23 protein-coding genes are annotated in these 24183 nt (G+C 45.6%); 8 read left to right on the top strand and 15 right to left on the bottom strand.

The window, feature by feature from the left end; genetic code table 11:
- Nucleotides 1-161 precede the first annotated feature (161 nt).
- From B0180_RS03640 to B0180_RS03625, 4 genes are read left to right on the top strand one after another with little or no spacing between them, the layout of a single operon-like run.
- Nucleotides 162-347 carry a DNA gyrase inhibitor YacG gene (locus B0180_RS03640; RefSeq protein ID WP_078255699.1) on the top strand — a complete coding sequence of 62 codons (186 nt, stop codon included), beginning with the start codon at nucleotides 162-164 and terminating at the stop codon, nucleotides 345-347.
- A gap of 34 nt (nucleotides 348-381) precedes the next feature.
- Nucleotides 382-1560 carry an aspartate aminotransferase family protein gene (locus B0180_RS03635; RefSeq protein ID WP_078255698.1) on the top strand — a complete coding sequence of 393 codons (1179 nt, stop codon included), beginning with the start codon at nucleotides 382-384 and terminating at the stop codon, nucleotides 1558-1560.
- 21 nt (nucleotides 1561-1581) lie between these two features.
- Nucleotides 1582-2481: a threonine/serine exporter family protein gene (locus B0180_RS03630; RefSeq protein WP_078255761.1), complete on the top strand. Its 900-nt coding sequence runs from the start codon at nucleotides 1582-1584 to the stop codon at nucleotides 2479-2481.
- A complete protein-coding gene (locus B0180_RS03625; RefSeq protein ID WP_078255697.1) occupies nucleotides 2481-2942 on the top strand; it encodes a threonine/serine exporter family protein in 462 nt (153 codons plus the stop codon). Before B0180_RS03630 ends, B0180_RS03625 begins: the two co-directional genes overlap by 1 nt.
- A gap of 94 nt (nucleotides 2943-3036) precedes the next feature.
- Here B0180_RS03625 and leuA read toward each other — a convergent pair whose 3' ends face one another.
- Nucleotides 3037-4749, bottom strand: a complete 1713-nt coding sequence (gene leuA / locus B0180_RS03620; protein WP_078255696.1) for a 2-isopropylmalate synthase — start codon at nucleotides 4747-4749, stop codon at nucleotides 3037-3039.
- Nucleotides 4750-4925: 176 nt separating this feature from the next.
- Between leuA and B0180_RS03615 the strand changes: the two genes are divergently transcribed.
- Nucleotides 4926-5402: an Lrp/AsnC family transcriptional regulator gene (locus B0180_RS03615; RefSeq protein ID WP_078255695.1), complete on the top strand. Its 477-nt coding sequence runs from the start codon at nucleotides 4926-4928 to the stop codon at nucleotides 5400-5402.
- A gap of 21 nt (nucleotides 5403-5423) precedes the next feature.
- On the opposite strand, the gene B0180_RS03610 is transcribed toward B0180_RS03615, so the two are convergent.
- Genes B0180_RS03610 through serC form a run of 7 tightly spaced genes read right to left on the bottom strand, consistent with a single transcriptional unit; the run spans nucleotide 5424 to nucleotide 13482 of the window.
- The gene (locus B0180_RS03610) at nucleotides 5424-6926 is read right to left on the bottom strand and encodes an ABC transporter ATP-binding protein (RefSeq protein ID WP_078255694.1); all 1503 of its coding nucleotides are present in this window, start codon (nucleotides 6924-6926) and stop codon (nucleotides 5424-5426) included.
- Nucleotides 6910-7953, bottom strand: coding sequence for an ABC transporter permease subunit (locus tag B0180_RS03605; protein WP_078255693.1), 1044 nt, complete (start codon nucleotides 7951-7953; stop codon nucleotides 6910-6912). The genes B0180_RS03610 and B0180_RS03605 overlap by 17 nt, the downstream gene beginning before the upstream one ends.
- Nucleotides 7953-9005 (bottom strand): ABC transporter permease subunit, encoded by a 1053-nt coding sequence (locus tag B0180_RS03600; protein WP_078255760.1) that lies wholly within the window; start codon nucleotides 9003-9005, stop codon nucleotides 7953-7955. Before B0180_RS03600 ends, B0180_RS03605 begins: the two co-directional genes overlap by 1 nt.
- Nucleotides 9005-9562, bottom strand: a complete 558-nt coding sequence (locus B0180_RS03595; RefSeq protein ID WP_078255692.1) for a manganese efflux pump MntP — start codon at nucleotides 9560-9562, stop codon at nucleotides 9005-9007. Before B0180_RS03595 ends, B0180_RS03600 begins: the two co-directional genes overlap by 1 nt.
- 41 nt (nucleotides 9563-9603) lie before the next feature.
- Nucleotides 9604-10395, bottom strand: coding sequence for a hydroxyacylglutathione hydrolase (gloB, locus tag B0180_RS03590; RefSeq protein ID WP_078255691.1), 792 nt, complete (start codon nucleotides 10393-10395; stop codon nucleotides 9604-9606).
- A 39-nt stretch (nucleotides 10396-10434) separates the two neighbouring features.
- Nucleotides 10435-12384 (bottom strand): extracellular solute-binding protein, encoded by a 1950-nt coding sequence (locus tag B0180_RS03585; protein ID WP_078255690.1) that lies wholly within the window; start codon nucleotides 12382-12384, stop codon nucleotides 10435-10437.
- Nucleotides 12385-12390: 6 nt separating this feature from the next.
- A complete protein-coding gene (serC, locus tag B0180_RS03580) occupies nucleotides 12391-13482 on the bottom strand; it encodes a 3-phosphoserine/phosphohydroxythreonine transaminase (RefSeq protein ID WP_078255759.1) in 1092 nt (363 codons plus the stop codon).
- A 385-nt stretch (nucleotides 13483-13867) separates the two neighbouring features.
- Between serC and B0180_RS03575 the strand changes: the two genes are divergently transcribed.
- Entirely contained in the window at nucleotides 13868-14563 is a 696-nt protein-coding gene (locus B0180_RS03575; protein ID WP_078255689.1) for a hypothetical protein, read from the top strand.
- Between the two features lie 95 nt (nucleotides 14564-14658).
- On the opposite strand, the gene B0180_RS03570 is transcribed toward B0180_RS03575, so the two are convergent.
- Nucleotides 14659-15471 carry a hypothetical protein gene (locus B0180_RS03570; RefSeq protein ID WP_078255688.1) on the bottom strand — a complete coding sequence of 271 codons (813 nt, stop codon included), beginning with the start codon at nucleotides 15469-15471 and terminating at the stop codon, nucleotides 14659-14661.
- Nucleotides 15472-15500: 29 nt separating this feature from the next.
- Nucleotides 15501-16226 (bottom strand): D-Ala-D-Ala carboxypeptidase family metallohydrolase, encoded by a 726-nt coding sequence (locus tag B0180_RS03565; RefSeq protein ID WP_227538744.1) that lies wholly within the window; start codon nucleotides 16224-16226, stop codon nucleotides 15501-15503.
- A 474-nt stretch (nucleotides 16227-16700) separates the two neighbouring features.
- Between B0180_RS03565 and B0180_RS03560 the strand changes: the two genes are divergently transcribed.
- The gene (locus B0180_RS03560) at nucleotides 16701-17270 is read left to right on the top strand and encodes a septal ring lytic transglycosylase RlpA family protein (protein WP_049235754.1); all 570 of its coding nucleotides are present in this window, start codon (nucleotides 16701-16703) and stop codon (nucleotides 17268-17270) included.
- 98 nt (nucleotides 17271-17368) lie between these two features.
- Here B0180_RS03560 and B0180_RS03555 read toward each other — a convergent pair whose 3' ends face one another.
- The 5 genes from B0180_RS03555 to argC form a co-directional block, all read right to left on the bottom strand.
- A complete protein-coding gene (locus B0180_RS03555; RefSeq protein WP_078255686.1) occupies nucleotides 17369-18109 on the bottom strand; it encodes an ABC transporter ATP-binding protein in 741 nt (246 codons plus the stop codon).
- Between the two features lie 10 nt (nucleotides 18110-18119).
- Entirely contained in the window at nucleotides 18120-19103 is a 984-nt protein-coding gene (locus B0180_RS03550; protein ID WP_078255685.1) for an ABC transporter substrate-binding protein, read from the bottom strand.
- Nucleotides 19104-19105: 2 nt separating this feature from the next.
- The gene (locus B0180_RS03545; protein WP_078255684.1) at nucleotides 19106-19858 is read right to left on the bottom strand and encodes an ABC transporter permease; all 753 of its coding nucleotides are present in this window, start codon (nucleotides 19856-19858) and stop codon (nucleotides 19106-19108) included.
- A 225-nt stretch (nucleotides 19859-20083) separates the two neighbouring features.
- Nucleotides 20084-21382 carry a S1C family serine protease gene (locus B0180_RS03540; protein WP_078255758.1) on the bottom strand — a complete coding sequence of 433 codons (1299 nt, stop codon included), beginning with the start codon at nucleotides 21380-21382 and terminating at the stop codon, nucleotides 20084-20086.
- A gap of 184 nt (nucleotides 21383-21566) precedes the next feature.
- Nucleotides 21567-22649 carry an N-acetyl-gamma-glutamyl-phosphate reductase gene (gene argC / locus B0180_RS03535; protein ID WP_078255683.1) on the bottom strand — a complete coding sequence of 361 codons (1083 nt, stop codon included), beginning with the start codon at nucleotides 22647-22649 and terminating at the stop codon, nucleotides 21567-21569.
- 247 nt (nucleotides 22650-22896) lie between these two features.
- Here argC and B0180_RS03530 point away from each other — a divergent pair, with 247 nt between their 5' ends.
- A complete protein-coding gene (locus B0180_RS03530; RefSeq protein ID WP_078255682.1) occupies nucleotides 22897-24174 on the top strand; it encodes an O-acetylhomoserine aminocarboxypropyltransferase/cysteine synthase family protein in 1278 nt (425 codons plus the stop codon).
- Nucleotides 24175-24183 lie beyond the last annotated feature (9 nt).

Genomic DNA, 24183 nt, shown 5'->3' with positions numbered 1-24183 from the left:
TGGCATAAAGTGTAGTTATCATTGGTATTAAGCGGCATGTTTATGCAAATTTTGTATAATCATATAGACAATTTAAATTATCATGTCAGCCATTCAAGGATTTGGCTGCTTAGTTTTGCCAAATTATGATAAAATACACATTATTTTTAGTATCATAAATTATGACTCAAATCACCTATCCATGCCCAATCTGTCAGACGCCGACCACATGGTCTGACAACCCAAACCGCCCATTTTGTTCAAAACGCTGTAAGCTCATTGATTTGGGTGCGTGGGCATCTGATGAGTATTTGATTGCAGGCGATGAGCTGTCATTGCCTGAACATGATGAATCATCAGAATATTAAATTCATCTTTAATTAAAGACATTAAGGACGCTTCATGAACAGTCACATCATGCCCACCTATGCCCGCCAGCCCATCAGCTTTGTGCGTGGCGAAGGCTCGTACCTATACACTGAAGATGGTACGGCTTATTTGGATGCCTTGACCGGCATTGCCGTATGCGGTCTTGGGCACTGCCACCCTGCCATCACTCAAGCCATCACGAAGCAGGCTTCTAGTTTGGTGCATACCAGCAACCTATTTGGCATTGACTGGCAAGAAAAGGCGGCAGATATGCTGTGCCAAGCTGCCGGCATGCAGCAGGTGTTTTTTGCCAATTCCGGTGCTGAAGCCAATGAATGCGCCTTAAAGATCGCTCGTCTTTATGCGCACAATCAAGGCAAAGACAAGCCTAAGGTCATTGTGATGGAAAACTCATTTCATGGGCGTACGCTTTTGACAGTCTCTGCTACCGCCAATCCTAAGGCGCGTGCCGGCTTTTATACGCTGGATGATGAATTTGTGCGCGTGCCTTTTGGGGAGGTTGATGCAGTGGCGGCACTGTCTGGCGATCCAGACATCTGTGCGGTGCTTGTTGAGCCGATTCAGGGTGAAGGCGGCTTACACACCCCCCCTGATGATTATTTAGAAAAACTGTCAAAAATTTGCAACGACAACAACTGGCTTTTGATGCTCGATGAGGTTCAGACGGGCAATGGTCGCACCGGCAAATATTTTGCTTATCAATATTCAAGTATCACACCTGATGTGCTGACTACCGCCAAAGGCTTGGGTAACGGCTTTCCGATTGGTGCTTGTATGGTGAACAATAAAGCCGTTGGGCTATTTGGTGCAGGCTCGCATGGCTCAACCTATGGCGGTACGCCGCTTGGCAGCCGCGTAGTATGCGCCGTTTATGACGTGCTTGATGAGGCGATCATGGATAATGCACGCACTCAAGGCGATGCCATACGCACGCACATTGTGGATAAATTTGGCGCACAAGGGGTCAGCGCACGAGGACGTGGGATGATGATTGGCTTTGCCATGCCAAAAGAGATTGATCTCACTGAGGCTGTCAATATCGCTCGCGATCAGCACCACTTGATCATCAATGTCACAGGCGGCAATGTCATTCGCTTGTTACCAGCGTTGAATTTATCAAAACAAGATACCGCCTTGCTCATTGGTAAAATGACTGATCTTTTGGCGGGGTTATTCAATCAATCTCATTGAAGTTTGAATATGAGTGATGCCATGCCAAACATCCAAACCATCCAAAGTCGTCCAATGACAAACTCAGCCGACGATACGCCCAGCATTTTATTTGATGTGCCTGCCAGCCGCCTAAACTACGCTCAGCAGCAGCGCATCACAAGGCTGTGTATCCGCTGTGCGCTCCTGCTGATGCAATATGGCGCAGAATCGGTCGTGGTGGTCGATTTGACCAAGCGGCTTGGGGTAGCGCTTGGAATTGATGGCGTGGAGTGTGGTTTGTCGTTTAATGCAGTCACACTGACCACTTTATATCAAGGTCGCTGCATTACGACGGTTAGAAACACCATTCATCAAGGCATCAATGTCAGCATTTTGGTTCAAATTCAGCAGATCATCCTAAAAGCCGAGCTAGATCAGCACAGTCGTCAAGCGCCGCTATCATCCGATGCACAAGACGCGCTGATTGATGGCATTGAGCAAGATTTTGACCACATGAATCGCACCAGTTATCCAAATAACTTGATGTCATTTTTTGTGGGTATGTCTTGTGCAAGCTTCGCTTACCTAAATGGCGGTACGCTGATGATGTCATTGATCACTTTGATTGCAAGTTTTGTGGCAATGCGTATGCGTGTTTATCTTTTAGCGAAGCATTTTAATCCATTTGTTGTAGTGATTATCACAGCTTTTACAGCGACCTTATTGGCGGCATCGGCATATTTTTTGGATTTGGGCGTCAATGCTGATATTGCTGTTGCAGCCAGTGTCTTACTGCTGGTTCCTGGCTTTCCCATCATTAATGCCTTATCAGATATTCTAAAAGGCTATATGAACATGGGTGTGGGTCGATGGATGTTTGCCACCATGCTCACTTTGTCGGCTTGTGTGGGGATTGTGATTACTTTAATTTTTCTTCAGATTCCACACTGGGGGCTGTGATGGATTGGCTTGAAATTCTCCAAAAAATCCTGCTATCTTGCATTATCACAGTAGGCTGGTGCTTGATGTTCACGCTACCTAAGCGCTACATCATTCACTGCATCATGGTAACGGCGCTTGGCTTTGGTCTTAAGCAAATCATGGTCGCCTTTGGGGTGCATTTGGCGGTCTCGACTTTTTTTGGGGCGATGGCAGGCAGCTTTTTGGGCGTGCATTTTGCACAGCGCTATGGTCTGCCGCCCAAAGCTCTGATCGTGCCTAGCCTGATCTGTATGATGCCAGGGATCGCCGCCTATAAGGCAATGGTCAGCATGGTACAAATCGGCTATTTTGGGTTTAGTATGGATCTATTTATTATCATGATGAGCCACTTTTTTGATGCGATCTTTGTCATTTCAGCGTTAGTATTGGGATTGTCCATTCCTGGCATTTTATTTTATCGTCGTAAGCCGATTGTCTGATGTATTTTTATGATAATTAAGCTATGATTAAAGACGAATTATACTGATAACAAAAAAAATCCTGCGATCATGCAGGATTTTTTGTGTCTTATAATTACCAAGCCTGTGCCAAAGCAGATAAAGTGCCTTTTAGCATGGCTGATACGGTGCTGCTACAAGTACCGATGCCTGAATAGATTTGTCCATCTACCGACAGTTGAATATAAGCAGCAGCAGCGGCATCCGTTTGATTCTCAGTATCTCCATCCTTGCGAGCTGCTTTATCGATGGCATGCTCAGCATAGTTGGTAACATGAATTTGCTTACCTGTGGACTTGACCAACCCATCAATGAAGGCGGATAAGGCGCCATTACCTTGACCAATCACTTCGAACACCTCTTCAGGCGCAGCCACTTGACCTTGGAAGCTGACATCGCCGCCTTTATTACTGATGGTGTAGTCGCTTAGGCGGAATTTGTCTTGCTCAAGATACGCCTGGGTAAAAATTTCAAGCAATTCATCGGTTTTTAGCTCGCGTGCCATGCTTTCTGCTTGAGCCTGCACCACGCGGGCAAAGTCAATTTGTGTCCAGCGTGGCAAATTAAAGCCATAGTGTCGCTGCAAGATATAGGCAGCCCCGCCCTTGCCCGACTGGCTATTAATCCGCACCACATCTTGATAGCCGCGACCGATGTGCATCGGATCGATGGGCAGATACGCCACATCCCAATGCTGCTCAGTCTCAGGATGTTTTTCGTTATAATCCAAGGATTTTTTGATGGCGTCTTGATGTGAGCCACTAAATGCAGTAAAGACCAATTCGCCGACATAAGGATGGCGCGGATGTACTGGCAAATTATTACACTCACTGACGATTTGCACAATTTCACTGACCTGACTAAAATCAAGCTCAGGATCGATACCTTGGGTGTATAGATTCATCGCCATGACCAAAATATCCATATTACCCGTGCGCTCGCCATTACCCAGTAGCGTGCCTTCGATGCGATCCGCGCCTGCCATCATGCCCATCTCAGAGGCAGCCACCGCACAGCCGCGATCGTTGTGCGTGTGTAGGCTGATGATCACATGGGGGCGTGCTTTTAGATGCCTGCAAAAATATTCCACTTGGTCAGCATAGATATTTGGCGTCGATGCCTCGACAGTGGCGGGTAGGTTTAAAATCACCTCTTGCCCATTTTCAGGCTGCCAGACTTCACAGACAGCGTCACACACTTCCACCGCGTAATCGGTCTCGGTTTGGCTAAAGCTTTCTGGCGAATACTGAAACACCCACTGTGTGTCTGGATAATTTTTCGCCTTATCGCGCAGCATGGTCGCCCCATCGATGGCGATTTGTTTGATTTGCTGCTTATCCATTTGATAGACTTTATCGCGCTGAACTTTTGAGGTAGAATTATAAACATGCACAATCGCGCGGCGCGCACCCTGCAGCGCTTCAAAAGTACGGTCAATCAAATGCTCTCGCGCCTGCACTAACACCTGCAAGGTCACATCATCAGGCACATGACCTTCTTCAATCAAGCGACGCGTAAAATCAAACTCAACTTGCGCCGCTGAAGGAAAACCAATCTCAATCTCTTTAAAGCCAATATCCACAAGCAATTTAAAGAATTTTAATTTTTGTTCGATATTCATCGGATCGATCAAGGCTTGGTTGCCATCGCGTAGATCAACACTTGCCCAAATCGGGGCTTTGGTGATGGTCTTATCAGGCCAAGTGCGGTTTTCAAGCTTAGGCGCAAATGCAAATGGCTGATATTTATTAAAATCAAATGCCGGATTTTTTGGGGTAATGTGTGGCATAAAAGCTCCAAAAAGTGAATTGAGTTTTAAATATTAAATGTTTTAATGGCTAAATTTTATCAAAGAAAGTATAGCAATTTTTACTTATTTTTGCACTCATTTGCGGATATTTTAGATGATTGTACTAAATATATGATAATATATAGTAAAAATAACCATAATTTAGAATAATTTGAATGAGTACATCCAACGACCAAGTCATCTTAGATACAATTGACCAAAAAATACTGCGCATACTCACCACCAATGCCCGAGTATCCATCGCAGAAATCAGCGAAAAGATTAATCTGTCTGCCACACCCACCATCCGCCGCATCAAGCGACTTGAAGATGCCGGCGTCATCACAGGGTATCACGCCGCCACAAATCCTGATGCGCTTGGCTATTCTTTGTCGGTCTATGTGGCGGTGAGTATGGATAAGCACACCGCCGAGCGCTTTTGCGAATTTGAAAACCAAATTCAAAATTTTGATGAAGTGGTCAGTTGTAGCGTCGTCACAGGGCGCAGCGAAGATTATTTGCTCAAAGTATTGGTCAAAGACATGCGCCATTATGAAGAATTTTTGCTACATCGGTTAAGTAAGATTGATGGCGTCAGTCAGCTGCACACCAGTTTTGTGCTGCGAGAAGTGCTGAATCGCTCTGCCGTTTAATATGATCTAAATTTAAATCAATTATCCTAAGTCTACCATCTCAATGATGCGGTGGCATATCGCGCTTTGGACAGATTTATCATGGCTAATTATCATCATGGATGTATGATAAGTGTGATTGATGCGCCTAAGTAGCTTGAGCAGCTGAGCGATGGCGATACGGTCTAACATCGCTGTCGGCTCATCTAAGATCAGCAGCGAAGGCTTGGCAAGTAATGCACGCACCAGGCACACTCGCTGACACTCACCTCCTGACAGCTGATCGGGATAGCGCTTTAGTATCTGTTTTGGCAGCTGACATTGTTCCAACAGCTCATCAATCATCTGCCTTGCCTGATCATGATCAGCTAAGATCGCTTCATTGAGGCTTTGTTCGATGGTTAGGTTTGGATTTAGGCTTGCGCGTGGAGCTTGCATGACCATCTGAACACGCCTGCGAGCCTGCCTAAGCGCACGCCCTGATAGCTGATACAGGGTTTTACCCTCAATACTGATATCACCTTGGACAACCAAATCGCTATCTAAGCGCGTGATCGCTTTTGCCAGTGTTGTCTTGCCGACGCCTGAGCGTCCCATAATACCCACAATTTCACCTTGATGAATGCATAGGCTAAAATTTTGGATCACTGGCTTTTGGCGCACCCACCAAAATGTGCGATATCCCACACTCACATCACACAGCCTAAGTACGGCGCGCTCACCGCTGATTGGGATAGGTTTACCATAATCAGCCTCAAGTAGCCGAAGTGCGATGGGCATTCGTAGGACATCTTGAGCTGCCCCAAACTCATGGCGCGCGCTTTGATCATTACAATCCATGGCAAGCAGCCAATCGCAGCGATGCTCAATACTGCCTAAATCATGGCTGATCAAGATGAGCGCAATGGATCTGTCTTGACATAACTGGGTTAATAACGCCAAAATTTCATCAGTTAAGTCAGCATCCAGCGCTCCTGTCGGCTCATCAGCAATGATCAGCTTAGGCGACATCGCCAATACCAAAGCGATGCTAATCCGCCGCGCCTCACCGCCTGACAATTGATGCGTATAACGCTCCAAAAATGATGCTGGATTTGGCAGATGGACTTGTTCAAGCAACTCAAGCATCATAGATTTGCGCGATTTTTTGGGGGTGTTAAGCCGGCTTAAGATAACATCAAAGTGTTTAGCGATCGTATGAATAGGGTTAAATGCCGCTTTGGGTTCCTGAAAAATATAGCCGATCCCTTGACCACGAATGGGCAAAAAGACTGTTTCATCACCTTGTTTGGATAGCAAAATTGGCTGATCTTCTAAGGCGGCAAGCCTTGCCTTAGCTTGAAATTCAGGCGACAGCAGCCCTAGTAGCGACAGCATGACAGAGCTTTTGCCGACGCCTGAGCGACCGACGACGCCCAAGATTTCGCCAGCCGACAGCATCACTGTCAAGCCACTGATCAGCACGCGATCGCCTAAGCTTAAGTGATAATCTTGAAGCGCCAAAATAGGCAGATCATTTGGGTTTCGCTCATCTGTCAAGTGCATTTCTTAAGCCTTCCCCAATAAAAATTAATAGCGACAAAACCACTGCCAAAGCAACAAAACCTGACAAAACCAAATGCGGTGCATCCAGATGGTTTTTGCCTTGTGCCAAAAGCTCGCCAAGGCTTGCCGAGCCCATCGGCAATCCCAATCCCAAAAAATCAAGGGTGGTTAGGGCAGAAATATTAGCCACCATCACAAAAGGCAGTTGTGATAGCACCAGTAAAAATGTGCTGGGTAAAATGTGCCTATAAATAATCACCCACGCAGGAACGCCCAAATTTTGGGCAGTGAGCACATAATCCAATCTTCGTGACTGCAAAAAATGCACCCGAGTCAGCGAAACCAGCGACAGCCAACCAAAGCTTAGCAGCAATAAAAATAGCACCATCAATGAAGGCTCAAAGATACTTGCCAAAATGATCATGACAAACAGCTGCGGCAGACCAATCCAAATCTCAATGAGCCTTTGTCCAAATAAATCGGTCAGCCCACCAAAATAGCCCATCAATAAGCCTGCAAACACCCCACAAATACTACCAATCAAAGACAGCCCTATGCCAAATATCAGGGATATACGCAGTGCATAAAGTAGCCGTGCCAGTACATCTCGCCCCACCTGATCCGTCCCCAATGGATGCGCAAAGCTTGGGACGGCTGGGTGCGGCATCTGCGCATCAAGCACCAATGTCTGTTCACCGTACTTTATGAGTGGCATCCACACATCGCCATTTTGACGGATTAATTTTAATACTGCAGGATCATGGTAATTGGTCGGCGTTTCAAAGTCGCCCCCAAATCTTGTCTCAGGATACATCTTCAACATGGGCAATAAATGCTCGCCTTGATAATGCACATACAGTGGCTTATCATTGGCGATCAGCGGGGCGCATAGTGATACAATCAAAATCAGCACAAATAAAGACAAAGAGACCAAAGCAAGCTTCTGAGCACGAAACTTTCGCCAAATGACTGCGGTTCGGCTGATTGGCTGATTTTTTATGGTTAAATCATCTGGCAAATGATGCATCAGACAGCCTCAAAGTCCACTCTAGGATCAATCATGCGATACAGCACATCAAAGATGAGCTGCACCACCATTGCGATCAGCGTAAAGATGTATAAAATACCAAACATCAATGGATAATCTCGCTGCATCACCGCCTCATAACCCAAACGCCCAATGCCATCAATACCAAAAATAATTTCAATCAAAAAATTCCCCGAAAACAGCACACCCACTACCGCCATCGGCAAATGCGACATCACGGGCAGCAGCGCATTTTTGAGCACTTGGGTGTAGATGATTTGAGTCCGCATCAATCCCCGCGCCTGCATCGCTTGAACATATGGCTTATCAAGCTCTGCCATCACACTAAATTTGGTCAAATAAGCAATACCAGCAATAGAACCAAGACTGCCAGCAAGTACTGGTAAGCTTAAATGCCAAAGCAAATCTTTGATTTTACCAATCCAGCCAAGCTGCTCAAAATTTGGGGAAACCACGCCCTGAATGGGGAAAATTTGCCAACCGCTCGAACCAGCCAATAAAACCAGCAAAAGCACCCCAAGCATAAATACCGGCAAAGCATGTAGCACCGCCAAAACCGCCGTCAACACAGAATCGCGCAACGACCGATGATGGCGCACCTTGTACAGTCCAATCACAATGCCAAAACCATACATCACTATCAGGCTCAAAACTCCCAATAAAAGCGTGATTGGCATTTTTTCTATAATCAGCTCAATCACCGCCCTGCCCTGAAAAAAAGACTCGCCCAAATCAAAGCGAGCAAAATTTGACATCATCAGCCAAAAACGCTCAATCAAAGGTAAATCATAGCCAAAGCGAGCGTTCAGCTCTGCAAGCATCTGCGGTGATAGACCGCTCGCCCCTTGATAGTTGATATTGGCAAGCGCAAAACCCTGAGCAGCTAAGGCTTGTTGTTCATTTTGGATTTTGGTCAGTTGATATTCCACCGGTCCACCGGGCGCCATCTGAACCATGATAAAATTAATACATAAAATCACAAACAAGGTCGGCAGCATCAGCCCCAAACGCCTTAGAACATAACGCATTATCACCCCGTCAAGTGACTGTAAAGAATATAAGTACCAATGGCGATCAGCATCAGCCCACCCAAGATCATTGCGCGATTACCAAAGTGTGCGCCAAGTCGCTGCCCCAAAGTAAGTCCCAGTGTCGCCATGACAGTCGTTGCAGCACCAATCAATGCCGCAGCCAGCCAGATATTCACCTCCAAAAACGCAAGCGAAACACCAACCACGGTTGCATCAATACTCGTGGCGATGGCGGTAATGACCAGCCAAATGCCGGTTTGTGATGAAGACTCAGCGCTTGGTTCGCCCGTCAGCCCTTCATAAATACAGCGCACACCCAAAGCGGATAATAAAATAAATCCGATCCAGTGATCGACACTTTGCATCCATTGATGCGCCAGACGACCCATCACCCAGCCTATAATGGGTGCAATCGCCTCCACCAAGCCAAAGACCAATCCTTGACGCAGCGCTTTGGCGAGCGTCATATCACGAGTCGCCACGCCTTTGGCAATCGCCACAGAGAATGCATCCATCGACATACTCAATGCCAAAATAATCAGCGCAATCAAACTCATAAACCAGCCCTTGGGGTGATAATTTTATTTCTCATCACTGATTAAAAATTGTTTTTCTTTTCGCGCAGCCATGTAAATACCGACAGCGCAGTATCTTGTGCCAAATGATGCTTGGCAGCAAATTCTTTGGCTTTTTGGGCATCGCACGCTTGCAAAAACACATTGATTTTCCGTTCGTGCTCAAGGGTCACAGGCAAAGACATTTTGCCTGCTTGGCGCAAGGTTTTGACTGCTTGGGTCGCCTGATCGATCATCGGCTGAGCATCATCAGTCGCCACACTTTGAGCAAACTTAAGATTTGACAGCGTATATTCATGCGCAGGATAAAAAACCACCCCATCGTCCATCTCATTAAACCTGCGCATACTCTCAAACAGCTGCGCCATCGTACCTGTAAACACTCGCCCGCAGCCTGCACTAAACAGCGTATCACCACAAAATACGCGCGTTTTTTGGTCAATATCCGCCACATAGCTTAAATGACTGTCCGTATGCCCTGCGGTGCGCCAAACTTTAAAGGTCAGACCAATCACGCCAAATTCATCACCTTCATCCACCAAGTTGACAAAAGGCAACTCTTTAAAGCCGTGCTCTTCATGTGCGTACAATGCACAGTCTTTATAAACATTCAAAATCTTACGAACGCCACCTGTATGATCATCATGATGATGCGTCACCAAAATGGCACTGGCTATCAGCTGATGCCTGTTCAAATAATCAAGCACTTCTTGGCTGCTGCCTGGATCGATGATGATCGCCTGGGTGTCATTATGAATCAGCCAAATATAATTATCCTCAAAAGCTGATACCGCTTGAATCTGATAATTTTTCATCATTACACCTTAACTTTATTCAAAAAATTTTATTGAAAATTATTCATACCACCAATAATCCAAGCCGATGCTGCTACTAGGCAGACGGTCAGGATGATGATAGTTATTATAATACATCACATCGGTGGTTGTTTTGCCATACCAAGGGATCATATACTCCCCCGCCAGCAGCAGCCGATCGAGCACTCTGGCATGGCGCACGATATCCGCCCGAGTGTCCGCCTGAGTCAGCCGATCAATCAGCTGATCAATAGCAGCGCTTTTTATGCCGATGGTGTTTTGATTGCCAATTTCATCGGCGGATGCGCTACCCCACAGATATGCCTGCTCCGCGCCTGGAGCATTACCCTGCATAAACCGATCAATGATCATATCAAAATCATAATGCCGCTTGCGATGAATATAACTGGCATGATCCACGCGTCGCAAGCTGGCTTGAATGCCTAGCCGCTTAAGATGAGTAATATACGGCAAAATAATGGCTTCATACTGATCATCCGCCAATAAAATCTCGATACGCACAGGCTTTCCTGACGGGTCGATCAGATGACCTTGCCGATAACCAAATCTTGCCTGCTCAAGCAGCGCTTTGGCTTTTAATAAATTGCTGCGATTGATGCCATCGTGGGCGGAGATGGGCTGTTTTGGCACGCCAATTAGCGCGGATTTTTCGTCATCATTTAAGGGTAGGCTGGATAAAATTTGGCGCTCCATCTCATCGGGCTGACCTTTGGCTTGGATTTCAGAGCCAAAAAAATAGCTGTTTAATCGCTCATACTCGCCGTATAAAAGCTGTGCATTCGTCCATTCAAAATCAAACGCCAAATTCAATGCGCGGCGCACGCGAATGTCTTGAAATAGTGGCTTTCTAAGATTCATCACCAAGCCCTGCATCAGCACGGGATTATCATTTGGGATAGCAGCTTTTAAAATCTTGTGAGCAGCTTTTGGCTTAAAAGTCGCCCAACGCTTAATATCATTTTCGATACGAAATCGATAAACCCCTGATTTAAAGCCTTCAAAGGCAATCGCTTCATCAGCGAAATACACATATTCAATGGCATCAAAATTAAATCGCCCTTGATTGACCATGATATCTTGGCCCCAATATGACGGGTCTTTGATATAGCGGATGCGGCGTGAAGGCTCTACGCGGTCTAGGCGATAAGGACCGCTGCCCATGAGCGGCGTTAAGCTGATTTTATCAAAATTTTTAATAATATCATCACGCGCAAATACTGGCATCAAACCGACCGTCGCTCCCAAGTCAGTCGGCGCCGAAGGCGTAAAGTAAAACTTCACCTGACGAGTATCTAGCACCTCGATCGCCTCAATGCCTGACAAAAACGCCCGCCAAGACATCAAGCCTTTTGATAAGATGGCTTGATAAGTCGCTTGCACATCATAAGCCGTCACTGCAGTGCCATCCCAAAATCGGGCGTCTGGATGAATGTGATAAATAATCCAGCTGCGATCAGTTGGATCAAAGCTCACCTTGTCAGCCAGCTGTGGATACAGCACAAAGGCTTCATCAAGCGAGCCTGCCATCAAAGTGTCGTACAAATAAAAGGTGCCCGCCGCTGGCACTCCTTGATCAATGAAGCTATTTAGACTATTAAACATGCCAATCGCTGCCATCGACAGGGTGCCACCTTTGGGTGCATGAGGATTGGCGTAGGGTAGATGCTTAAGATGAGCATATTGGGCACTATTATTAAACGCCAAAGCTGTCTGAGTCTGCAGCCGATCGGTTAAATGACTGTCGCGCCGAGCTTGGCTAAGCGGTGCAGGATCAAGCGTATTTAAAAAATCTGGTTGGACATTTAATGATTTGGTATCCGTATCTTGAGATACCGACTGGTTGGTTTTATGATTAGAAGAATGATCATCATGGTAGCCACAGCCATATAAAGCCACCATGAATACCAAAAACCACGAACCAAGCCATGCGATTCGTGGTTTTTGACAAACTCTAAAAGCCAAGCGCATCAATGATCAGCCGTGCTTACGCTCAAACTCTGCCATAAATGCCGTCAGCGACTGAACTTGTTCCAGTGTGATGGCATTATAAATGCTGGCACGCATCCCACCCACCGCACGATGGCCTTTTAAGTTTAGTAAGCCTGCTTTTTTGGATTCTTCCAAAAACAACTTATCCAAACTGTCATCCGCCAAATGAAACGGTACATTCATGATTGAGCGATATTTTGGATTGACTTTATTATCATAAAAATCGCTGCCATCGATGGCGGCATACAGAGCATCTGCCTTAGCGCGATTGACTTTAGCGATCGCTTCGACACCGCCTTGCTCAAGCAGCCACTCAAACACCAGTCCTGATAAATACCAGGCATACGTCGATGGCGTATTGAGCATAGAGTCATTGGCATGCTGATTTTTATAACTCATGATCATCGGGCACCATGCGCTGGCTTGATCTAATAAATCTTTACGAATGATGACCAAAGTCAAGCCTGCTGGACCGATGTTTTTTTGGGCGCCTGCATAGATGACACCAAATTTATCTACCGAAATCGGCTCAGATAAAATACACGATGACATATCCGCGACGATGGGCGCCTCAACTGTCGGCACATCAAACATCTGAACACCATGAATGGTCTCATTTGGGCAATAATGAAAATAGCTTGCACCTTCGGTGAGCTGCCAAGTGCTTGGATCTGGGACATCGCTAAACTGTGTTTCGCTGCCTGTTGCGACCAAGTTAACTTGACCAAGACCTAATGACTCATAGCGCTTGGCTTCTTTATAGGCTTTATTTGACCATGTGCCCGTCTCAAGATAATCCACCGTCCCGCCGTTCATCAGATTTAAGGGGATTGCTGAAAATTGTAGCGACGCTCCGCCTTGCAAAAACAGCACAGCATATTCATCGCTGATGCCCATGAGTTGTCGCAAATCAGCTTCGGCTTTTTGAGCCATCTCAATATAATCCGCACCACGATGGCTAACCTCCATCACCGATGCGCCAAGACCTTGCCAATCAAGCATCTCAGCTTGAGCACGCTCAAGGACGGCGGTTGGCATGGTGGCAGGACCAGCACAAAAATTTGCAAAACGAGTCATATTATTATCCTTAAAAAAGACGCCATAAATCATCATAGTATATCATGAAAATTTATGGCATTTGACGGTATTTAAACATTTCATCAGTAAATATCCTCAAAAAAGGCTTCATTATTTTTCATAAGCGATCGCTTAGGATGACAAGATCAAAGCTTAGTAGCTTTTCATTTAACTGACAAATTTGCAAAATCATTTTCTATTTTTGCAGGCATTTTTGCACTATTAAATTATGACAATTATGTTAAAATTTCACGCTACTTAAGTCGCCAGTCGATGACTGATTATTTAAAGTCTAGACCAGCAAAAATACAGCGATCAGACTGCACCATGTATAAGATGAAGAAGCCAATTATCAGCGCTATGATCACGCAGTAAGGATTTTAAGATGATTTTTAGACATAAACACATGAGTACTGATGGGTGGTTTTGGGTTTTGTTGTTGTGCGTGGCGGTGCTGACTGTACCATTTGCGCCCTATTTGCCAAGAATTTGGTTTGATGAATATCAGCTAATTGAAAATCTACAATGCCTGCTGCTGATTTTGGCAACTTTTTGTTCGTTTTATCTGTCTGGTAATCGCTTGAGTCAGATGGATCGATGGTTGTGGCTTGGGGTGGGCATGGTATTTTTATTGCTTGTCATTCGCGAAACCAATATGCTGCGCGGAGTGTTATATCCTGTTGATGCGAGTTGGTTTGGTATCAGCAATCGCACTTATACGCATTTTGTTATGGGCGTGATCGGTCTGACTGCGCTTAATTATCTGATCAAAGGCAAAGCTCAGCGATGGATTCCAAAAGGCGCAAGCTTTAGATTGATGCTTCTATTTGGCATTGTTTTATTATGGCTACAATATATTGGCGAGCACGGATGGCTAAATTTGGGCGATCTGGGTATCATTGTCGAAGAAGGCAGCGAGCTTTTGATGTATGTCGCGATGTGGGTCGGCGCTTTGATGTACGGCAAGCCCAAGATCGGTCAGGCTCTTGATACCTCATCACGCCATGCTCACGGCGAGCAGATACCTATCAAGCAAGGTGAGCTAGACTGCGGCGGCATTTTCAAAAAGCCTTGTCATTAACATCCTGATTTTCTCAGATTAATCGCCTAAAATAGACCAATTCTGTATTAATTGGTCTATTTTATAGCGCTAAAACTATCCATCAAATTCATCATTCAGCGATGCAGCGCTTGCCAAAATACTTTTTTTGCCGCGCCATCTAGCAGCATTCGGCTGATTTGATGGTCGCTAATGAGCGTCAAATTTTGAATGCTCTCTAAATTCAGATAATCAGGCAAAGTTGTCAAAGGCGCAAGGTATTTTACCTGACCAGATTCGCGCATACACCCAAAAATAAATCCTCTAAGACTGACATTTGCCAAAGATACAGAGTTACTTTCAGGATCATCCTCAAATAATGGATAGTCAAATTGTCTACTGATTAATGAAAGCTGATGCTGCTTTGCCTGACGAGTCAGTGACTGATGCAAAGACAGCCAAAGCTCACGCCCCGCCGTATCCAAAGCATCGACATCAGCCATAATCATCCAGCTTCTATATATCATGACTTTCACATGATATTCAAGCACCTTAGCCTTCGATTTAGATTCAGAAAGCAGCTGATCTACCTCCAAACGATCGTCATTCGGCAGCGATTTCGGCTGTGATGTTTTGGCTTGTTGGGTCTTAAGTAGGGTATCGATCACCTGCTTTGGACTGCGCGCAACTGATGTTGGGGCTGTCTTTGGTTGGAGATCCAGGCTTTGTATGATCGGTGGTATCGGCACTTCTGACTTCGGCGACAGCGACTGATGGGCAGGCGACTGCATGGATGACATCGACAAATCAGAGTCTTTGACATCAGCACCCTCCATAGATGCGCCAGACCAAGACGGCAGAGTCATCACATCAGTATATCTTGGCGCCCACATGGTGATGCCAAGTTCAGTTAAGATGTGACGATTTTGAATAAGGCGCGTTGGCAACATAACTTATACCGCTGAAGATTAGCCAATTATTATAGCGTACTTTTAGGCAAGACATAACGACAAACAGAGTTCGCCTCAGAAAATTGAGCACCCCATTTTCTAAAGCCCTGGGTATCCAAATGGATGGCGCCTGTGGCGTATAAACCCAGTCCAAAATTGCGGTTTTCGCCATGATCTAGCCAATACTGGCATAAGCGATTTTGAAGATCGTACAGTGCTTGGCTTTGTATTTCAAAGTCAGGCACCCAAATATCAATGGCGCCATTGGTCAAATGCTTACTCATTGGCGCACCACCAGCGCAGTGGTTGAGCTCAGGATTTCGATACACTGAGCGAATTTGCGTATTGTCTGGCAATATGCCCCTGCTTTTGAGATCTTGATATAACAGCAATGTCGGTACAATCTTATCCCAAAGGTGTGCAGGCGGCACCTGATAAGGTTCATGACCGCACGCCTGCCATGAGCGCGCAGTCGTTAGCAGCTGACTCATAGGCGGCACATGATCGCCAAATCTTGATCGCAAATACGCTTGATAGCTTGCTACCTCTTGCTCGGCGGTGCGATGCGTCTGCAGCCAAGTCTCAAAATGTGTCTGTAGCCCCACATCACTCACAGATTCATCATGCTCATGCGTGTGCTCGCTCGTTTTGGCTTGAGTGATGACCACCGACGGCTTTTTTATCGGTGCTGCTTGCGGTTTGGTTGGTGTGGGCGTGTTGCAGGCTGCCAATGTACTTATGATAAGTATAAACAAAAAGCATTGATTCAAATTTTTCATCAATTCACCGCCAAATTATTTGATCCATCACCGACAGGATACTCGATTGCTTGAAATTTAGCAAATCAACCCCATATTATAAAGGTATTATTGATAATATCAATAATTAATACCTGCTTGAAATTAAAGTTTGGTGCCATAGTGACTTGGATTAATATTTTTCTAAAATGCGATTTTTAGAATATTTATCCATATTTTGTACAAAATTTGATCAATATCCGCTAAAATAGCGAATAATTGACCTTGTAATTTCAAAAAATAGTGCTAAGATAAGGTATTTGATGCGCACTACATCAATGAGCATTTTCTTTTATTAATTTTTATTGATACTGCATTGATCTTTTGAAGTGGTATTTTACATAATGTTTTGACTCTGATTTGTGCATACTTTGCTAAGCATGTTCCGATTTTTCAATCATTGTCAGAGTTTTCAATACTAAAGGTGTAACCATGAAAACAGTGAGCAAATCTTTACTTGGATTGGCGAGCATTACTTTAACCGCAAGTTTAAGCATGAATGCGCAAGCCGGCAATAATCCTGCCAATATTGACAATGTGCTACAGCAGCTCACCACGCAGCATAATAATGCATCAAGCTTGGTCAAGTCAGCGCGTCAGCCTGCGTCTTTGGCGCTTAACAGTCCAATGATTGCTCAATCTGCCAAATCCAAAAAAACTGATGAAGACGTTCCTGTGCTTGATCGCTTGACAGCTGTCGCCTCTAGCACTGTCAATAAGTTTAAACAAAATGGCATCGCTTCTTGGTATGGTCGTCAGTTTCATGGTCGTAAAACCGCCAGCGGTGAGACTTTTGATATGAATGCCCTAACCGCAGCGCACAGCAGCTTACCAATGAACTGCTACGTCAGAGTGACCAATCGCGATAATGGCAAATCTGTGGTAGTCAAAATCAATGATCGCCCTAAGACCAATCGTGTGCTTGATTTGTCTTATGGTGCTGCACAAGCCATTGGCATGACTGGCAATGTTGGCAATGTGACCATTGAGCGTATTGACTGATCATCTAAGCGATATAGATAATTAAAACCGGCTACTTCAGCCGGTTTTTTGATGTTGATTTGGCAAAAGTTAAATGATAACTTACCCAAAAGACATGTTTAATACCGAATGGCGGTTAAAATTTGCTGTTTTAGGGTTAAATATTCGGTGGATTGATAAAAGTCTTGCTGCTTAGGGATCAAAAAGTGGTGCGTAAACACCGCCGGCGCCCCTTTTAATACATAAACTTCATCCGACAAATAAATCGCTTCATCAATATCATGCGTGATGATCAAACAAGTCAGCTGATTGGCTCTACGAAACTGTCCAAACCACTCATGCATATCCGCCTTGGTCACAAAATCCAAGGCAGAAAATGGCTCATCAAGCAGCATCAGTTCGCTGTTAGACAGATAAGTGCGAAGCAAAGCTGCCCTTTGGCGCTGACCACCAGACAGCTGATTGGGATATTTTGCTGTCAGTCCATCTAGCCCAAAAATCGCCAAATTCGGCTGAATGTGCGCTGCGATCTCTTGCTTGGTTTTGTGCGATAGCACCAATGGCAGAGCGATGTTATCATACACCGTCTTATAGGGCAGTAATAAATCTTTTTGGAGCATATAACCCACATGCCCAGCGACGCCTGTAACATCGCTACCATCGATCATCACTTGCCCATATTTGGGATGGATCAGGCCAGCGGCGATATTAAATAGCGTGCTTTTACCGACGCCACTTGCACCGACGATGCTGACCACACTGCCTTGGGCGACTTTAAGATTCAGACCATTAAATAATGGCGTCTTTACCTTCGTGGTGAAAGCATGACCGATTTTTTTGAATTCAAGCTTTGGGTGCATGAGCGATATATTACTGGGTCAAATAATCATTGGTCACGCCTGCTTTTGGTGTGAATTCATCCATCAAGCCTTTTTGATAAACCCAGTTAAAAAACCGATCCCAGCGATCATAGTCAAATCGCCCCCAATCGCCTTGCTCATCAAGATATTGCGGCGAGATATACGCTTGGCTTTTTTTTGCAAGCTCTACATTAATCTCTGGAGCATGCTTAACTAAGATGTCGGCGCTTTCATCTGGATGGTGAGCAGCGTAGAGATAGCCTTGTTTGATCGCTGCCAAGGCTTTTTTGTACTTTTCTGGGTTGTTTTTTAAAGCGTCATTATTTGCAATTAATAAAGGCGCATAATAATCAAAAACTGGATCAGCATCTTTTAAATAAAAAAAGTTCGTATCCACACCCTTGATACCAGCATGAATGCCATCCCAGCTATAATACGCCATGATGTAGTCAAACTGATTCATGCGTAGCGCAGTCGTCGCGTCGGTGGATTCGCCAGGGATCTTATTAAGCGGTGCGCCGACAACCTGCTCAACCACCGCATCATCGACAGGATCTTCCCATGTTGAGTAGCGTTTGCCCTGCAAATCTTGGGGTGTACCTGCGTCAAGCTCGGCTAGCGATAGCAGACCTGCGCTACTGTGCTGAGTGATCGCTGCCACAGCCGTAATCGGCTCGCCTTTATTCAGGCGCTTAACCATGTTCGGCTGAAAATAAACGCCAAAATCTGCGCGTTTATTTGCAACCAAGGTTGACGTGCTGTCTTCGCTTGGCTGTACGATCTTGGCATCAAAACCCGCTTCTTTAAAATAACCTTGATCAAGTGCGACATACAGCCCTGTATGATTGGTATTTGGCACCCAGTCTAGCGCAATGATCAGCTCTTGAAGCTTTGGCTCATTGCCTGATTGATCTTTTGAGCACGCATTCAATGACAAGCCCAAAACAGCTGCCAAAGTCACACCAACCAGTGGTCGAAAACTGAACATTTTCATCATTATTCCTTATATTGATAATCAAGCGCGCGGCGCTCCAGCCATTTGACCAGTGCGATCAGCGCCAATGTCAAAAAACTGATCAAAAAAATCACGGCAAACATATTGTCAAGCTCATAGGACTTACGCACTCGGGTCATATACACACCCAAGCCATGATAGCCCCCAAGCCATTCTGCCACCACCGCCGAAATCAGGGCATAGCTGAGCGCAACTTTCAAACCTGTAAAAAAATATCCCATTGCCGAGGGAATCTTAAGATGACGATAAGTTTGATAGGCATTGGCTTTCATAGAGCGAAATAAATTCAGCTCATCTGCACTGACAGAGCGATAGCCATCAAGCAGCGCAATGGTCATCGGAAAAAACACCGACAACACCACCAAAACCACCTTGGGCAAGATACCATAACCAAGCCAAATAACCAAAAGCGGCGCGATAGCGATGGTCGGAATGGTTTGATTTAGCAGTATCAGCGGATACACACTTTGGCGAAAACCGCGCGACAAATCCATTAGAATCGACAGCACAAAACTTAATGCCAAACCAATGATAGTCCCGATAAAGGCGGTGGCTAAAGTATATTTGGCATGATGTGCCAACAGATTGGCATCATCGATGAGCGCCTTTAGGATTTGCCAAGGACTTGGCAAAAGATAATCTGGCAGCACGCCGACTGCCACCACGAGTTGCCAAAGCGCTAAAATGATCAGCACTAAGCTGTATTGGCGAATCAGTGTGATCACATGGCGCATAATTGGGCTGCATAAAGTAAGACAATGCGCTATTTTAGCACACCCACCCAACTGTGAAAACTTAATTCTTAATGCTGACCAAAACACTTATCAAAGCCACTTGCCTATCCATCTGCTGATCTCACACGGCGAAAGCAGATGATAGCAAAAAAGGCATACAAGCCCAACGCCACGGTTTTTAAAATCAAACCTTGGCAAACTAGCTTTACCAAGGTTTAAGCGATATCATCGCTGGGCGTTTCTTAGGGATTCTAACTCCTGAAAGAGCCTTTCGATCTGCGCGCTTTGTCTTGACTGATCGGGTGGGTTTTGTGCAGCTTGACTTAGCGTTTCTGAGCTGGGTCGCTCGGATAATACTACCTGTAAGGTCATCGGTATTTGGTCGCGTATGATCTCAACAGTCATCTGACTGCCAGGTGCCTTACGCGCGACCACACCGATCAGCTCATTGGCATTGGTGATTTGTACCTCATCGATACGCACTATCTGATCGCCAGCTTTTAAGCCTGCACGCTCTGCTGGGCTATTTTGCCAAACTTGACGAACGACAACATTTGAGCTGCTCTCGATACTGGTGGGATCATCTGTCATTCGCGCCATCTCGATACCCATCCATCCACGACTCACTTTACCTGTGGTGATGAGCGATGTCATGATCTGCTGGACGATTTGATTAGGAATGGCAAAACCAATACCCATCGAGCCGCCAGACCGCGAATAAATTGCCGTATTAATTCCAATCAAGGCACCATTAGCATCGACCAAAGCGCCGCCAGAATTCCCTGGATTGATTGCTGCATCTGTTTGGATGAAATCCTCAAAACTACTCACGCCGATGCCAGCGCGCCCTGTCGCAGAGATGATGCCTTGGGTGACTGTTTGACCAACGCCAAAGGGATTGCCGATTGCCAGTGACACATCGCCCACACGAATCGGCTCGGCGCGAAATGCCATTGGCACAAGATTATCAAGCTCAACCTGAATCACCGCCAAATCACTGTCTTCATCACTGCCGATGACAGTAGCATGTGCTTTACGGCCATCATTAAATGCTACCGTGATCTCGTCAGCACCCTTAATCACATGGTGGTTAGTGACGATATACCCCTCGCTAGACACCACCACGCCCGAACCCAGATTAGTGCCCTGGTGCGGCACGCCGCCATAATAACGCTCCAAAAACTGCTGCAATACAGGATCGTTTGAATAAACTTGGCTGCGCTCACTTTGGGTGGTGTAGATATTCACCACGGATTGAGCAGCTCGGCTCACCGCTTCATGATATGAAGCAATAGGCGCTGGTGTGTCAGGATGTACTCTTGTACTGTCATCAGCGATGGTGGGCTGCCACTCCTGTTCATTGGGCGCACTCACGGCAGGCATCTGTTCTGATGGCTTGGTTACCACGCCTGGATTCATCACCAAATAGCCAATAATAACCGCAAATACAGCCAATAAAAGCCATGAAACAATCAGTAAAACGCCGATGCCTGACTGATGATGAAAACGCGTATTTGTCTGCATATATACCTTTAAAAAATTATGCTTTATTGGGTGTTGGGTGGGATCACGGCGAGATTTTAGCACACAAATATTACCCATTTATTTGAGCGCTGTTGAATAATGCTAATAAAATTCACCACAGTTTGGCAACCTATCAGAGTAAATATATCATCTGCACAAGCCGCTGATCAATCATGCGCCCTAATCAAGGCGTCACTGGTACCAGATCTAGACCTGTCGTCTCATCAAAACCAAACATGATGTTCATATTTTGTACCGCTTGCCCTGCCGCACCTTTGACCAGATTGTCTTGCACCACGATGATCGTTAAGACATCCAAATCGTGATGAATACTGATACGCAGCTTATTAGATGCTCGAGCCGAACGCGTATCAGGGAATACGCCTTTTGAAAGCACATCAATAAAATATTCATCTTGATAAGCGCGCTCAAAAATCTCCTGCCAATTCAAAGCTGCACCTTGATCACTTAAAGGAACATGAATGGTGCTCAACATACCACGAATCATAGGCACCAGATGCGGTACAAAACGGATTTTGACTGGGAATTTTGCTGATAAAATCTCATTCACGCCTTGTGCGATCTCTGGCGTATGACGATGTCCTGTCACACCATAAGCACTAAAATTATCTGCCGTTTCAGCATAGCTGATCGACAGCTTACCTTGTCTGCCTGCACCTGAGATCCCCGATTTGGCATCTATGATGATGCGTCCATCAATCAGGGCGTCAGCATGGGTATTCATGGCGTCAATCACTGGCTTAAGACCCAAAATTGCCGTCGTCGGGTAGCAGCCTGGATTAGCGATTACTTGAGCAGCAGCGATGTGCTCGCGATTGACCTCCGATAATCCGTAAACCGATTGAGATAAAATCTCTGGGCAAGTGTGCGCCATGCCGTACCATTCTTCAAAATCATCAAGCGACTGCAAACGAAAATCCGCACCCAAATCAATGACTTTGACGCCCGCTGCTACAAGCTTAGGGGTATGCGCCATCGCAACCCCATGCGGCGTCGCAAAAAATACCAGATCACACGCCTTTGCCATCTGATCCATGACAGCGTCCGTCATGTCACTGAAGACCACATCGCACACGCCGCGCAAGCTTGGGAAAATCTCACTGACAGCGCGCCCCACTTCACTTCTTGAGGTTAAATACTGAATGCTTGCGTTCGGATGACGACTTAAGATTCTAAGAAGCTCGACGCCTGTATAGCCTGTTCCACCAACGATGCCGATGTTGATTGTTTGCTCAATCGCGCTCATGACTCCACCCCTTAAACTATTAAAAATTAACTTGTCATCTTAGCTGAAACACGCCTGAATTGCAAATGACTGATCGAAGATGGAGCGATCATTTTAAATGAATAATGACTAAATAAATTGAGCATTGATTGATAAGTATGCGTCATAAATTTGTAATACAATCAAGCCTTATTGATTATTTTTATTTTTATAAACATATCACAAACAATTAATAATATCTAAAAGTTTATCAAACAAGGAGCAAAACATGAGTTATCGTGACGAAACCTTAGCCATTCATGCAGGCTATCACCCTGAGCCAACCACCAAATCTGTGGCGGTGCCGATTTATCAGACCACTTCTTACGCCTTTGATAATACGCAGCATGGCGCGGATTTATTTGATCTAAAAGTGCAAGGCAATATCTATACGTGCATCATGAATCCAACCACCGCAGTGCTTGAGGAGCGCATCGCAGCTCTTGAAGGCGGTATTGGCGCACTTGCGCTTGCTTCTGGTATGTCTGCCATTACCTATGCCATCCAAACCATTGCTGAAGCAGGAGATAATATCGTCTCGGTGTCACAGCTGTATGGCGGGACTTATAATTTATTTGCTCATACCTTGCCAAAACAGGGTATTCAAGTGCGCTTTTTTGATGGTAATCATCCCGAAAGTCTGCGTGATAAAATAGACGACAAAACCAAGCTTGTCTTTTTGGAGTCTATCGGTAATCCTTTGGGAAATATTGTGGACTTAGAAGCTGTGGCGAATATTGCTCATGAATATGGCGTTCCTGTGGTCGTCGATAATACCGTCGCTACACCAGTGCTACTAAAGCCTTTTGAGCATGGCGCAGATATCGTCATTCATTCTTTGACCAAATATATCGGCGGTCATGGTACAAGTGTCGGCGGTGCCATCATTGATAGCGGTAAATTTGCTTGGGGTGATTATCCTGAGCGATTCAAATCGCTAAATACACCCGACCCAAGCTATCACGGCGTCAATTATGTAGAAGCGCTGGGTGCAGCTGCCTACATCGCGCGTGCTAGAGTCGTACCACTACGCAATACTGGCGCCGCCATCAGTCCGATGAACGCCTTTTTGATCTTACAAGGCTTAGAAACCTTGAGCCTGCGCATGGAGCGCCATACCCAAAATGCCTTAGCAGTCGCCAAATATCTACAAGAACACCCCAAAGTAAGTTGGGTAAATTATGCTGGTCTCTCCACCCATCCACAGCACGATTTGGCGAATAAATATCTGGACGGCAAGCCTTCGGCGATTTTATCTTTTGGTGTTAAGGACGGTCGCAGTGGCGGCACGCGCTTTATTGATGCCCTGCAGCTAATCACTCGCTTGGTAAACATCGGTGATGCCAAGAGCCTAGCCTGCCACCCAGCAACCACCACACACCGCCAGCTCAGTGATGATGAACTTAAAGTGGCTGGTGTCAGCGATGACATGGTCAGACTCTCCATTGGCATTGAGCATATTGATGACTTGATTGCCGATTTAGAGCAAGCCTTAGAGCAAGTATAATGATTAATA

It is taken from the genome of Moraxella canis (assembly GCF_002014965.1).
In the GTDB taxonomy this organism is placed as follows: domain Bacteria; phylum Pseudomonadota; class Gammaproteobacteria; order Pseudomonadales; family Moraxellaceae; genus Moraxella; species Moraxella canis.
This window is presented reverse-complemented; position numbering and strand designations above follow the sequence as displayed.